This is a genomic window from Pseudomonas rhizophila (assembly GCF_003033885.1).
Lineage (GTDB): Bacteria > Pseudomonadota > Gammaproteobacteria > Pseudomonadales > Pseudomonadaceae > Aquipseudomonas > Aquipseudomonas rhizophila.
Genome location: NZ_CP024081.1, coordinates 3,878,590 through 3,892,942, shown reverse-complemented (window position 1 = coordinate 3,892,942; position 14,353 = coordinate 3,878,590). Strand labels below are relative to the sequence as shown.

Genomic DNA, 14,353 nt, shown 5'->3' with positions numbered 1-14,353 from the left:
GGAGCCTGGCCGGCCTTCGGTCTTGGTACTCGACGAGGTGAAGGTCACTGCCCGCCACCGCGAGGAGCGCGTGCAGGCCGTGCCGATTGCCATGAACGTGCTCAATGGCGAGCAATTGAACGATGCCGGCATCTACCGTACCGAGGACCTGCAGCAGCGCGTACCGAGTCTGTTGGTAGCCGTGCCCAGTGCGCGTTACGCCAGCTACGGTATTCGCGGACTCGGTTCGAGCTCCTACAACGATGGTCTGGACGGCAGTGTCGGGGTGTTTCTCGATGGGGTTTACCTCGGGCGCCAGGGCATGTCGCTGGTCGACCTGGTCGATATCGAGCGGGTCGAGGTGTTGCGGGGGCCGCAGGGCACCTTATATGGCAAGAACACCACGGCGGGTGCGATCAACATCAGCAGCCGCGCGCCCACCTTCGAGCCGCAAGGCAATGGCGAGGTGTCGGTCGGCAGTGATGGCCTGCGTCAGTATCGCGGTACGGTTTCAGGCGCGCTGATCGATGGGGTGTTGGCAGGGCGCCTGACCGGCTACGACGTAGAGCGCGACGGGCTCATAGAGAACACTTACGACGGCAGCCACCTGGGTGACCAGAACCGCCAGGGCCTGCGGGGACAGTTGCTGTGGACGCCGAGCGAAACATTCAGCGCGCGACTGATCGGTGAATATGGTTGGCAGGACGAGCAGGGCAATGTCTTTGCGGCCAGCAACTACAGCCAGACGAGCATCGATCGAGCCGCCTTCGTTGGCTACCGCCAACTGCCGATAGATCCTTATGCGCGTCGCGTGCAGCAAGACGAACCCAACACGGTGAAGACGCTGCAGACCGGCACTACGTTGGAGTTGAACTGGCTGCTCGACAGCGGCGCCACGCTGACCAGCATCAGCGGTTACCGCGACTGGACCTATGATGCGGACCAGGACGGCGATGGCATGCCGCTGTCGGTGGCCGAAAACGCCGCCGTGAAGCTCGATCACCATCAATTCAGCCAGGAGTTGCGCCTGGCCGATTCGCCTAACGAACACTTCGACTACGTGGTGGGCCTTTATTATTTGCGGCAGAAGTTGAACCGCGAGGTGGGCGTGCGTTTCGGCGAGGACGCGGCCGCTTATTTTCTGGGGGATCGCCCGGAAATCGACTGGCTGGGCATTACGCCCGGAATGATTGCCCCGTCATTGCTCGATGGCGCGCAGCAGGACTTCGACGGTCAGCAGCGCACCGACAGCCGCGCCGTGTTCGGTCAACTCACCTGGCATGCCACGGACCGCCTGGCGATCACGCCAGGGCTGCGTTACACCCGCGAGCGCAAGCAGGGCTGGTTGTCGCGCAGCGTTTCGGGGTTGGCGCCACTGGGCCCTGACCTGATCTCGCAGTTGGCGGGCCCGTTGCTGCGCAGCGTCGCACTCGGCGGCGAGTACTACCGACGTGATGCGATCGAGGAGAGCAATCTTTCCGGACAATTGACGTTCAGCTACCAGTTTGCCGATGACCTGCTCGGCTATGCCAGTTGGTCACGCGGTTATAAGGCCGGTGGAATCAATCTCGACGTAATCGGCCCCAATGTCTCATCGACATTCGATGCGGAGCGGGTCACTTCGGTCGAGGTGGGCCTCAAGCGCAGCTTCTGGAACGAACGAGGCGTGCTCGATCTGGCTGTGTACCAGGCCGATGTCGACGACTACCAGGCATTGACCAACCGTGCGCCGGCGGACCAGTTCTCGCCGCCGATCCGCGACAACCTGATCAATGTCGGCAAAGTGCGCCTGCGCGGGATCGAACTGGACGCGCAGCTACGTGCCAGCGAACGGGTTGACCTGAGGCTGGGGATCGCCTGGAGTGACGCGCGCTACCGGGATTTCCCCAACGCGCCGTGCTCGCCAACCAGCGCGCAGTGGTCGTGCGATTTGGGAGGTCAACGCGTGTTCAACGCTCCAGAGTGGAACGCCAACGCTGGAATCGACTATCGCTACCCACTGGAGCATGGCCTGGAGCTGTTCAGCGCCCTGGACTACAAATTCCGCAGCGGTTACTACGGCACGCTCGAAGGTGGCCAGGGCAGCTACCAGCCATCCTATGGACTGACCAACCTGCGTCTTGGACTGCGCCGCAGCAACAGGCGTTGGGAAGCCGAACTGTGGGCGCGCAATCTGTTCGACGAGAACTACATCACCGCCGTTTACCCTCGGCTTGGTGCAGGTGATTACGGAGTGCTTACCGGCGACCCGCGCAGCATGGGCATGACGTTGCGCACGCGCTGGTAGTTTGGTGGTTGCCGTGATGACGCTCGCCAAGGGATTGGTGCGCGGTGAATTGGTTTTCAGTGATGCTTGTGGGTGATGGTGAGGGGAAGCGTCTGGTGGAAAATCTGCTGGATAGTCCGGCTGGTAGCGACATACGTTGTTACGTGTAATGTATATTATGTTAAACGCGATGTATAAAGGTGTTTACTCATAGTGTCACCTGCACCCTTAAACAGGACTTTGCCACGAATTACCAGAATCCCCCGAAATCAACGACCTAGGCTCCCTTCCTCCAAAGCCTCGAGCTTGCCGCCGGCTTCGGCCACCGGTCCCTCAGACTTGAAAACCAGAATCTCTTTCCATCAATCAGTCTATGTCTCACTGCACTAGCAACTTCACGAAGATTGTCCAGCGCCTGCCTGTGCGCATTCGCATCGATCCCGATCAGCCTGCTGCAGCCGCACACCGAGGCGCTCTTCCAATGGATTCATTGTCACGACTAGGTTGACAGTTAGACGCTTTATAGCTGCTTTTTCCTTTTTAGGCCCCCTATTAATCTGTATTCACGGTGCTGCCAAACCTTGATTCAAGGGAGCGCGCGCTACCCACCTTTTTTTACCCGGAGATCACATGCCCATTATCTACGGTCATCCCTTGTCGTGGAGTGCCCTGCTGCTGGTGATCGATGCGCTGATCTGGCATCTCGCGCCGTTCAAGCACCGCGTCACCCGGATCGGGTTGCGTCTGGGCCTGTTCCTGATCTTCAGTGCGATCATTATCAATGCCGACGTCAGCCCGCTGCAGGCTCCCGTGTTTGCCGGTGATCGCGCTGTGCAACTGGGGGCAACGGCCCTTGGGATTCTCTGGTGGCTATATGCCGCGCGGGTGCTCACGGAAATCATCGGTCTGGTGCTGATACGACGCATTGGTCACAGTGGGCGGTTGCTGCAGGATGTCATAGGTGCGCTGGTATTTTTGATCGCGATCGTCGCCGCGGCTGGTTATGTGCTGGAGCTGCCAGTCAAAGGCTTGCTGGCGACCTCCGGAGTCGTGGCGATCGTCGTCGGGCTGGCGTTGCAAAGCACGTTGAGCGACGTGTTTTCCGGCATTGTGCTCAACACCACCAAACCCTATCAGGTGGATGACTGGATCATGATCGACGGCACCGAAGGCAAGGTGCTGGACATCGACTGGCGTGCCACCCACCTGCTCACCAGCGCCGGCAGTACTGCGGTGGTACCGAACTCGGTGGCGGCCAAGGCGAAGATCGTCAACCTGAGCCGACCGAGCAACATGCATGGCGTATCCATTAGCATTCAGGTGCCCAACCACATCCGTCCGCGTCGGGTGTTAGACGCACTGGATCGCACCTTGCAAGGTAGCAGCAGCCTGCTCCTCTCCCCTGCACCTAAAGCTCTGCTCAAGGAGGCCGGTGAAAACATGTCCGAATACGTGGCCAGCGGTTTTATCGCCGAGCTGGGCAGAAAAAGTGAAGTGCGCAATCAGTTGTTCGACCTGGCCCATCGGCACTTGGAAGCGGCTGGTATTTCCCGGCAACTCGATGGTGCGGTTGAACCCACTACCCGAGCGCGAGCGTTGCTGGACGAGGTAAAAATCTTCCGCTCCCTGGGCGAGGACGAACGCGATCGGTTGGCTCTGGCCATGACTCCGCAGCAATACGCGGCGGGACAAGTGGTGCTGGAACTGGGTGAAGTGCCTGACAATCTGTTCGTGATTGCCACCGGAGTGGTCAGCGCCACAGTGCCCGACGACACCCAGCAAACTGAAGTAGGTCGCATGGGGCCGAGCGAAGTCATGGGCGAACAGAGCATCCTCGCCGACACACCGTCCCAGGCCACTTTCACCACACTGACGTCCTGCATCATTTACCGCATCGACAAGTCTCTGACACGCAGTTGCATGGAGCAACGCAGCGAAGTCGGCCAGGCATTGAACAAGCTGCAAGCGGTGCGGCAACAGAACAGCCAACTGACGTTGATGGCCAAACCAGCGCCGATCAAAAAAGGAGGTTTGCTTGGGTGGTTGCAGAAGCGTTGAACAATGCCACGTAAAAATGCCCGCGCGAGGGGGCATTCAGGCCATTCGTGGCGCCGGCCTTCCTGTTCGAGAACCTGTTCACCTGTTGCGCACCGGCCGACTCGCCCCCTGGGCACTGCTGACTGCTCCCGAGATGGTGTCTATCGCCTTAGGTGAGTGGAATTAACAACATTTAACTCGCAAGCCACGGCCCTGCAACCAAGAATGAAACCCTCTGCGCATACCTGTTTATCCAAAGGAGGTGGTGCTGACCCTTCGTGTAATGCGCTGGCGCATTCCCATTGTTTCAAGGACATTGTTATGGCCCACGTTCAGCACAAGTACACCATGAAGAACACGGTGCTTTGCTGCTGCCTGTTGTGTGTTGGAAGGGTTATGGCAGCAGACTCGACAGAGCCCAGAACCTCGGACTTTCTAGGGGATGCAACGCTCAACGTTATCAGCCGAAATTTCTTCTTGAACAATGATAACCGCTCTGAAAACGCCACGAAAAATTACCAGCGAGAATGGGCACAGGGCTTTATCACGACGTTTGAGTCAGGCTTCACGCCCGGAACATTTGGTTTTGGTGTGGATGTGCATGCTTTTGTCGGGCAAAAACTCGATGGCGGTAAGGGACACTCAGGAACCGGGCTTTTACCTGTCGACAGTGATGGAGAGTCCGCACAAAACTTCAGCGACGACGGCGGCGTGATCAAGACTCGCCTCTCGCAGACCTCTATCAAGTTCGGCGAGATGGAAGTAGAAACCCCAGTCTTCGACACCTCCGACAAACGTCTGCAACCCGAATACGCAACGGGATGGCTCTTAGAAAGTGACGAGCTTACTGGCATACACTTGGTCGGTGGCAAATTCACGGCATTCAAAAACCAGGACTCCTCCTCTTCTAAAGGGGATTTTTCCGGGTATGGCGTTAACACCGATATGGGCTCAATCAGCTTCGTTGGGGCTGACTTCACATCCAACAAGAACCTAGGCGCCAGGCTGTACTCATCCCAGCTAACAGACACTTGGAGACAGTATTACGCGAACGCGTATGTCCGTCGCTGGGATACGTTTGTAGATTTCAACATCTACCATACGATTGACTACGGGCGCTCAGTTGCGGGAGGCATCAACACAACAGCTTATAGCCTTTCTGCCAAACACAATATTGGCAACCAAGCCTTTACCCTGGCGGTCCAAAAAAATCGTGGTGACACGCCTTTCGATTTCGTAGGGGGTGACTCCATATACCTAGCCAACTCCATCAAGTTCGCCGATTTCAATGGCCCCCATGAGCGTTCCTACCAAGCCCGCTACGACCTGGATTTCGTATCCATGGGATTGCCTGGGCTCAAGTTCATGTCACGGTATGTGACTGGACGTGATATCGACGGTACTCATGCGCCGCAAGGAGGGGCTTACTTCCCTTTTGATCCTGGCGAACAGGAGTATGTCCCTCAGCAAGGCAAAGGCGGGAAGCACTGGGAGCGCGACATCGATCTAAGCTACACCGTCCAGTCCGGGCCGGCGAAAGATCTTTTAGTGCATTTCACCCACGTTTCTCATCGGGCGAACGAAGCACAAGGCGGGCCGGACATCGACCGCATTTACTTTGTCCTTGAGTACAACTTCAAACTGCTGTGATTCCTCAGCCGTTGCAGAAACGACGGATCTCAACAGACATGCGATCCGCTTGGAACAGCCTTGCCCAGACTCAATTTTCAGCCCTGCGTATTTGTCGCTATCAGTGGATCGCCACGGGGTTGAGGTTGTCCTGGGTCGAGCCCTTGTAAAGTGGTTGACCGAGGACAAACTACTGCAGAGCGCGTTTACTCGCATCCCTGTCAGCCACCCGTCACCCTGACGTCAGCTCCCCCCACCTAAAGTAACTCTTCCGGGTTTTGTGCACTGCGACCCACGTGGTACATCTATCGCTCTCGATAGGACATCAACATGAACATATGGAAACCCCAATGAAAGCACTCTACGCGCTCTTGATGATCGGCCTTGCCGGCTGCGCGCGCGCTCCGGTTGAGGTCGCCCAGCCGGCGCCGGTCAGCTTTGGCGACTACCGCCTGCAAACCCTGGCGCAGATTGAGCGTAATCGGCAGTTTCAGAATCCCGACCACACCTTGGAGCTGGCCTGGAACGCTCCCCGTGAATGGGTACCCGCGCAGCCCAATGGTAGAGGCGTTCTTCTGGTTCACGGCCTTGGCGATTCGCCCGGCTCATTCGTAGATGTCGCGACACAACTGGCCAGCCAGGGATATCGGGTACGCACCGTGCTGCTGCCCGGCCACGGCACTCGGCCGGCCGATATGCTCGACGTTGACATCAATGATTGGCGTCGAACCGTGGAACAACAGGTGACGCTGCTACGCAAGGATGTCGGCCACGTTTACCTGGGTGGTTTCTCCACCGGTGCCAACCTGGTTGTGGCGTACGCCATGGACGATCAGTCGATCGCTGGGCTGCTGCTGTTTTCCCCGGCGTTCAAGTCCAATGTTGGGTTTGATTGGGTGCTGCCGTGGCTGGCGAAGGTCAAACCATGGCTACGGCAGCCGACCAGCGCGGCCCCACAGCAGACGTCCCTGCGCTACCAGAACGTGCCAACCAATGGCTTCGCCCAGTTTTACCTGAGCAGTACCGCCGTGCGCAGCAAGCTGGCATCGCAGGTGTTCGACCGCCCGGTGCTGGTGGTCAGTGCGGCCCATGACTCGGTGGTGGATGTGGAGTTTGTACGGGACGCTTTCAATCGGCGTTTCCCCAACCCGAGCTCGCGGATGATCTGGTACGGCAACCTCGCCAACGAATTGCAAAGTCCGCGCCTGTTGGTGCGCAGCGACCAGTTGCCGGCCGAGCAGATCAGTCAGTTTTCCCATATGGGCGTGCTGTTCTCCCCCGATAATCCGCAATATGGTCGCCAGGGTAACCAGCGTCTGTGCTGGAACGGCCAGAGCGACACGGCTTACCAACAATGCCAGGCAGGTGGCCCTGTCTGGTATTCGGACTGGGGTTATCGTGAGCCCGGCAAAGTCCATGCACGGTTGACCTACAACCCGTACTTCGCCTGGCAATCCGAGGTGATGGTGCAGGTGCTGGAGGCCGGGGCTCAAGAACATTCCACTGTGGCAAACACACGATAATCGCCCGCCCCTTGCCGTCGGGCCCCTCCTCCTGTCTGGAGCCTAGTTGCTGGTGATTATCACCGTTGGTGCGGTTCTAGAATAAAACTATAACCAAATAACCTAAGTCAGCGACCACCGGTCACCTATCTTGAACATCTGAGGGGCCGTCATTGGCCGGTATTCCTGATACGCCGCTGCCTTCCTTACGGCGAACGGATGCCCGAACACGAGCCAAGGAAGCCGTAGATGGCAATCACCCAAAACAACCGTCTGGTACAGGTCGACAGTCCTCTCGGTGGCGATGTCCTGTTGTTGCAGAGCATGGATGGCAGCGAAGAGTTGGGGCGGTTGTTTCACTACGAATTGGACCTTACCTCCGAAGACCGGGCGATTAAGTTCGATCAGTTGCTGGGCAAGCCGATGGGTTTGACCCTGGAGTTGTACAACGGCGGCAAACGCTATTTCCACGGCATTATCAGCAGCTGCCGGCAACTGACCGGCCACGGTCAGTTCGCCGGTTACCGCGTCAGTCTACGGCCATGGTTCTGGCTGCTCACGCGGACCTCGGACTGTCGGATTTTCCAGAACAAGACCGTGCCGGACATCATCAAGCAAGTGTTTCGCGACCTCGGTTTCTCTGATTTTGAAGACAGCCTCAGCGCCAGCTACCGTGAGTGGGAATACTGCGTTCAGTACCGCGAAAGCAGCTTCGATTTCGTCAGCCGGTTGATGGAACAGGAAGGCATCTATTACTACTTCCGCCATGAAAAGGAGCGTCATGTCCTGGTGCTGGCCGACGCTTATGGTGCTCACTCCACGCCAGCGGACTACGACTCGGTGCCCTTCTATCCGCCCGATCGGCAAATGCGCGAGCGCGATCATTTCTACGACTGGCAACTGGCACGGGAAGTCCAGCCGGGTTCGCTGGCGCTGAACGACTATGACTTCCTGCGCCCGCGCGCCAGCCTTGAGGTGCGCTCCAGCGTGGTACGCAACCACAGCAACGGTGACCACCCGCTGTATGACTACCCCGGTGAATACCTGCAGAGCAACGATGGCGATCACTACGCACGCACCCGCATCGAAGCCATTCACAGCCAGTTCGAGCGCGTGCAGTTGCGCGGCCGGGCCCGCGGGTTGGGCTCCGGTCATTTGTTCACGCTGACCGGTTACGACCGTGCGGACCAGAATCGCGAATACTTGGTGGTGGTCGCGCGCTATCAGATCCGTCAGGAAGTCTATGAAAGCGGACAGTCAGATTTAGCCGAACAGTTCGTCAGCGAGCTGGACTGCATGGATGCCAGCCAAGCCTTCCGCCCTCTCCCTCTGACGCCCATGCCCATTGTCCGCGGGCCACAGACCGCCGTGGTGGTTGGCCCCAGTGGCGAGGAGATCTGGACCGACCAGTATGGCCGGGTCAAGGTGCACTTCCACTGGGATCGCCATGACCAATCCAACGAAAACAGCTCCTGCTGGATTCGCGTGTCCCAAGCCTGGGCTGGCAAAAACTGGGGGGCGGTGCAGATCCCGCGGATCGGTCAGGAAGTGATCGTCAGCTTCCTCGAAGGCGACCCCGACCGGCCGATCATCACCGGTCGCGTCTACAACGCCGAACAGACCGTGCCCTACAAGCTGCCAGCCAATGCCACTCAGAGTGGCGTGAAAAGTCGTTCAAGCAAGGACGGCTCACAGGCCAACTTCAATGAGATCCGCATGGAGGACAAGAAAGGCGCGGAGCAACTGTTTATCCACGCCGAGAAGAATCAGGACATCGAGGTCGAGAACGACGAGACCCATTGGGTCGGCCACGACCGCAGCAAGACCATCGACAACGATGAAACCGTACACGTCAAACACGACCGCACTGAGACCGTGGACAACAACGAAACCATCAAGATCGGCGTCGACCGCAAGGAAACCGTCGGCAACAACGAAACCATCTCCATCGGCGTGAACCGCACCGAAGATGTGGGCAGCGACGAGAAAATCACCATCGGCGCCAACCGCACCGAAAAGGTGGGCAACAACGAGACCATCACCATAGGCGCGGACCGCACGGAAAAGGTCGGTGCCAACGAAAGCATCACCATCGTCAGCAACCGCACCGAGGACGTGGGCGGTAACGAGACCATCGGCATCAGCGGCAACCGCAACGAAACGGTCAAAGGCAACGAAGGTATCGAGATCAATGGCAACCAGAGTACCCAGATCGGCCAGAACGAATCCCGCGACGTCGCCCAGAGCCGCACCACTGACATCAAGCAAAACGACAGCCTGGACGTTGGCAAGAACTTTGTCCTCAACGCCGGCGACTCCATCAGCCTGACGACGGGCGCGGCCAGCATCACCATGAAGAAGGACGGCACCATCGTGATCAGCGGCAAGAACATCACCATCGACGGCTCCGGCGCCATCAACATCAAGGCCAACAGGAACGTTGTCGTCAAAGGCCAGAAGATTCTGCAGAACTAGCCATGGAGTGTGCGCTATGACCGTCGAATACCACCTCGCCCCCTCCTCCACGCCCGTGCGCGTGGAGGGCGTCGTGATTGGTGTGCTGCTGGATGTGCCCCTGGCCGACGCTCCAGTGGTGGCTTTTCCCGGTTGCCCCGATGACGCGGGGCTCGCCGCGCGCACCACCACACCGCTCAGTCGCGAAGACATCGGCGCCCAGGTCGCGCTGATGTTCGAGGCCGGCGACCCGGCCCGGCCGCTGGTGATCGGTCGCATCCAGCGCCTGCCGCAAACCACGCCCCGCGCCGTCGCGAACCTGGACGGCGAGCGTTTGGAGTTCACCGCAGAACGGGAAATCGTCCTGCGTTGCGGCAAGGCCAGCATCACTCTTACCCGTGAAGGCAAGGTACTGATCCGAGGCGCCTACCTCTCGAGCCGATCATCTGGAGTGAACCGGATCAAGGGCGGCTCGGTACAGATCAACTGAGGCAGTGACGCCATGGAATTGATAAACAAGACCCGCCTCGTCGGCGGCTTTACCACCTCAACCGATAAAACCGGCCGTGAATGGCTGGTCGTGGTGGCGAAAGGAACCTACGGCATTGCTGATCATCCTGGACATGAACCTCGCCTGCTGGAACAACAGGCTCTGCTGATCATGGCTGATGTGTTCCCAGGGGAACCGGGCGAATCAGCTGCGTTATACGAAAACGATTTTGCACTGCACAAGCCACGCTGCGATGTCCTGCTCAATGGACACTGCTACGCACCCAATGGAGAGCCGGTAACAGAGCTGAACGTAGCCCTGAAAGTCGGGACGCTGGTAAAAGCATTCAAAGTCGTGGGGGCACGAGTCTATGTGGAGGGCGCCCTCTCACACTCGACAACCAGGCCTGTTCCCTTCACAAGAATGCCTGTTTCCTATGCCCAGGCTTTTGGCGGGGTGGACCGCACGCATGCCGACGCCACTCAACATCAGTGGTACCCCTGGAACCCTGTAGGGGTCGGATTTTACCCAAGTGCAAACACTGCCCGGATAAATGGTCTGCCGCTGCCCAATACCGAAGAACTGGACAGGCCCGTCACCACGCCCGATGGGAATTACAAACCGATGGCATTCGGCCCGATCGGTCGAGCCTGGCAACAGCGGATCCGATGGGCCGGCACTTATGATCAGGCGTGGCTTGATCATCAGTTTCCATTTCTGCCGGAAGATTTTGACCTGCGTTATTTCCAGTGCGCACCAGAGGATCAGCAAATTGACTACCCGCAAGGTGGCGAAGAAGTTGCGCTGCTCAATCTCAACGATAAAGGCCGGACGGCATTCAGGCTTCCGACAAACTTGAAACTGCCGGTGCTCCTGGTTTTTCACGATGACAGCACGCGGGAAACGGCAGCCGTTGTCGACACCGTGATTCTGGAGCCGGACGCGAATCGGCTGCTCCTGACATGGCGAGCTTCTGCGCCGCTCGGGCGCAACATCAAGGAAGTGGCCAAGGTCATCGTCGGGCAAAGCGCCGATCAGTTCGAACAGGCCAAGGCCAACGAAGAACGCATGCGAGGAAAGCAACACTTCAAGTCATTGGCTCAACTCATCGCGTGGACTAAGGAAGCTTATCCTCCCGCAGAAGAGGCGTTATGACGCCGGCCCTTTTCATCACCAGCATGGGCATGGCTTGCCCTGTGGGCCTATGCGTCGCCAGTGCCTGTGCTGCCAAGCGCGCCGGACTGTCAGCGCTCCAGGAGCTGCCGTTTTTTGACAACGCTTGCGAACCCATCATCGGCGCGACGGTGTCCAGTCTCGACCTGGCGCTGCCGGCAGCATCGCGTATGTCCGGGCTCATGCTGCATGCACTGGTGGAGTTGATACAGGGTGCGCCGAAGCTGGATTGGACAGAAGTGCCCTTTCTCCTGTGCCTGGCTGAACCGGAGCGCCCCGGAATCGATATCAGGGGAATAGCCCAGACCGTCATACACGACGCATCTTCCAAGTTGGGCATACAGTTCCACCCAACCCACTCCAGGGTCATCCCCTCCGGCCAGGTTGCCGGCATGCATGCCCTTCATGAAGCCAGTCGATTGATGCAAGAAACCCGTGCGCCTGCCTGCGTGGTGGCGGGTGTCGACTCGCTGCTCAGCGCCTTGACGCTGCAATGGCTGGACCAGCATCGCCGGCTGAAAACGGCCACTCACAATGACGGCTTGTTTCCTGGCGAAGGGGCCGCGGCCATCTTGATTCAGGCCTATCGGCAACCTGGCACCTGCTTGGAAATCTCAGGCCTGGGATTCGGGCAAGAAGAGGCACCGCTTTTGTCGAACAAACCCCTGCGAGCAGGCGGGCTGACCGACGCCGCCCGCACGGCGCTCGCACAGGCCAGACTGGGTTTGCATGAAATTGATCTGCGCCTGTCCGATGTCACGGGCGAGCAATACGGCTTCAAGGAACTTCCGCTGATGGAGGCCCGGCTTTTTCGGACCGTCCGAAAAGAGGATCAGCCACTGTGGCATTGGGCAGAGGCCATGGGTGACACCGGGGCCATTGCTGGAATCGTCCAGTTGATACTCGCCGACCAGGCGTTTCGCAAAGGCTATGCACCGGGAACCAGCGCGATCTGTCTGAGCAGTGCCCTGGCCGGTGCACGCGCCGCCGCCGTCGTGCGCGACCTCAGTCGACCCCAGGGGCCCCTATGAGCTGCGACGTTTATGCAAATGGCGATGAGATTGCATGCAAAGCGGGTGGCGGCAAGGTCATCGCGGCATTCCCGGATGTCTGCCTGACGCCACCACCGCCTCCCGCAGGACCCATCCCGGTGCCCTATCCGGACACCTCGTTTTCCAAGGACATGAAGAAAGGCAGCAAGACCGTCAAGATCGAAAACAAGGAGATCATGTTAAAAAATCGCTCCTTCTATAAAACCTCCCCACTGGGCGATGAAGCCGCCACAAGAAGCCAGGGTGCCGGTGTCATCACTCACGTCATCACCGGTAAGACCTATTTTGTTTCATGGTCAATGGATGTTCTTTTCGAAGGCCAGAACGTAGACCGACATACCGACCTCACCACATCGAATCATGCCAGTCCCGCAGCGAATGCGGCCGTCCCCATGGTCAACACCGCCAAATACAGTCCGGTGCAACAAGACGCCAAGGTGCCAGGCAAACACAAATGTGAATGTTGTGGCGGCGCGGCGCACTCCAAGGCTCAAGCGAACGGGGAGTACATGACGGAAGACGAATTCTACGGCACCGCACAAAATCCTCAGAACGCCGCCGTCCTCGCCAAAGTCCGGGCAAACCCCAAGTGCAGGCACTTGTTGCCACCTGCCGGAAAGCAACCGAGCGGATGCAATAAGTACTACGTAACGAGCAAACGAGAGAAAGCCAACATTGAAAATGATTGGGCGATTAACAGGCCAGGCTATATGCGTTGGAAAACCGAAGTGGGTCAGGGAGAACCGGTGGCGCATAGAGTCCCCAAGGCGGCCGGAGGTTGTCCGGCCGGGCAAGGGAATCTCGCCCCGACTGGCAAGAAGTGTGAGAAGCTCGAAGGAGAGCTCAGTTCACTTCAAGAGACACGCATCAATAGTTTTCCAAGGCCTGAATGATGAAAACCTCTAATTACAAGCACACTCAAAGACCCGGTTTTCTTCAAGACAGCTTCTATTGGAAGGGGCGTGGCTATCACTACTGCGGCTGCGCTCCGGCAGAAGTAATGTCGCCTGACGGCTGGAAGAAAGACGACCCGTGGATGGCACTTGCTGCGATTCTGGAGCAAGCCAAGCATGGCGATTACAGCCATGTATCCCAACTGCGCAAATGGATAGTGGACCCTGATTGCGATCCAACGCTGGTATCGGCTTGCCTCGGTCTGACCGCTGATGCAGGACTCGACACCGACCTGGATTTCCTTGCCGAGCTCATACTCGAAGGCCCCACCTACCTGCGTATCGAGGCGTGCCTGGCAGCGCAGTGGTCTGGTGTGCTGTGGCTGATACCTTTCATGGTTGAGGCATGGCGCACGTTTGCCCGTCGGGCCGACCGAGCCGCCGTGGAAGCCAATTTAAGCAATCTTCTTGACCCCATCGAAAACGAACCCGAGTTCTTTGACAGTGGCTTGAACGAAATCGAATACAAAGCGGCTGTCGATTCACGACTGAGCGAACTGCAGAACGCTTATGGCAGCGATCGCTGCTCGATCTCCGGTGGCATGCCCGTCGACATGAACAAACAAGTCTGGGTCATGAGAAAGTCCCTGGTTCCTTCAGGCACTGATGAATGGATCGACTGGAGCAACTTTCTCATCTGGAGGCGTAAATTCGAGGTGTATTCCGGCGTCGACTGCTCCAGTTTCTATGGGAAAAATGGCGACTTTCAACCGCTGAATGCGGCCGCTGTCCTGGACCGATACATGGCCTCTCCCCTGCAGTTCGAAGTCGGTAAACGTTACTTCTTCGGAAACCTGGTGCCGTAACAAGACAGAGAC

10 protein-coding genes and 1 pseudogene are annotated in these 14,353 nt (G+C 58.3%); all 11 read left to right on the top strand.

Translation table 11 applies throughout. From position 1 onward, the window contains the following. The first annotated feature begins 22 nt into the window (after positions 1-22). Positions 23-2,266, top strand: coding sequence for a TonB-dependent receptor (locus tag CRX69_RS18045; RefSeq protein ID WP_240539545.1), 2,244 nt, complete (start codon positions 23-25; stop codon positions 2,264-2,266). Between the two features lie 358 nt (positions 2,267-2,624). After that, positions 2,625-2,753 (top strand): annotated as a pseudogene (locus CRX69_RS28120) (HlyD family secretion protein); the annotation flags it as partial. A gap of 122 nt (positions 2,754-2,875) precedes the next feature. After that, positions 2,876-4,303, top strand: coding sequence for a mechanosensitive ion channel family protein (locus tag CRX69_RS18035; RefSeq protein ID WP_107322488.1), 1,428 nt, complete (start codon positions 2,876-2,878; stop codon positions 4,301-4,303). A 300-nt stretch (positions 4,304-4,603) separates the two neighbouring features. Then, a complete protein-coding gene (locus CRX69_RS18030; RefSeq protein ID WP_107322487.1) occupies positions 4,604-5,932 on the top strand; it encodes an OprD family porin in 1,329 nt (442 codons plus the stop codon). Positions 5,933-6,285: 353 nt separating this feature from the next. Then, positions 6,286-7,434 carry an alpha/beta fold hydrolase gene (locus CRX69_RS18025; RefSeq protein WP_338053319.1) on the top strand — a complete coding sequence of 383 codons (1,149 nt, stop codon included), beginning with the start codon at positions 6,286-6,288 and terminating at the stop codon, positions 7,432-7,434. Positions 7,435-7,662: 228 nt separating this feature from the next. After that, the gene (locus CRX69_RS18020) at positions 7,663-9,888 is read left to right on the top strand and encodes a type VI secretion system Vgr family protein (RefSeq protein WP_107322485.1); all 2,226 of its coding nucleotides are present in this window, start codon (positions 7,663-7,665) and stop codon (positions 9,886-9,888) included. Between the two features lie 16 nt (positions 9,889-9,904). Then, positions 9,905-10,357, top strand: a complete 453-nt coding sequence (locus CRX69_RS18015; RefSeq protein ID WP_047226482.1) for a DUF6484 domain-containing protein — start codon at positions 9,905-9,907, stop codon at positions 10,355-10,357. A 12-nt stretch (positions 10,358-10,369) separates the two neighbouring features. Continuing rightward, on the top strand, positions 10,370-11,512 hold the full coding sequence (locus CRX69_RS18010) for a DUF2169 family type VI secretion system accessory protein (RefSeq protein ID WP_107322484.1): 1,143 nt from the start codon (positions 10,370-10,372) through the stop codon (positions 11,510-11,512). Further along, complete coding sequence (locus CRX69_RS18005; protein ID WP_107322483.1) at positions 11,509-12,561, top strand: beta-ketoacyl synthase N-terminal-like domain-containing protein; 1,053 nt, start codon at positions 11,509-11,511, stop codon at positions 12,559-12,561. Before CRX69_RS18010 ends, CRX69_RS18005 begins: the two co-directional genes overlap by 4 nt. Beyond that, a complete protein-coding gene (locus CRX69_RS28085; RefSeq protein ID WP_047226479.1) occupies positions 12,558-13,475 on the top strand; it encodes a DUF4150 domain-containing protein in 918 nt (305 codons plus the stop codon). The genes CRX69_RS18005 and CRX69_RS28085 overlap by 4 nt, the downstream gene beginning before the upstream one ends. Beyond that, positions 13,475-14,341, top strand: a complete 867-nt coding sequence (locus CRX69_RS17995; protein ID WP_171061378.1) for a hypothetical protein — start codon at positions 13,475-13,477, stop codon at positions 14,339-14,341. The genes CRX69_RS28085 and CRX69_RS17995 overlap by 1 nt, the downstream gene beginning before the upstream one ends. Positions 14,342-14,353 lie beyond the last annotated feature (12 nt).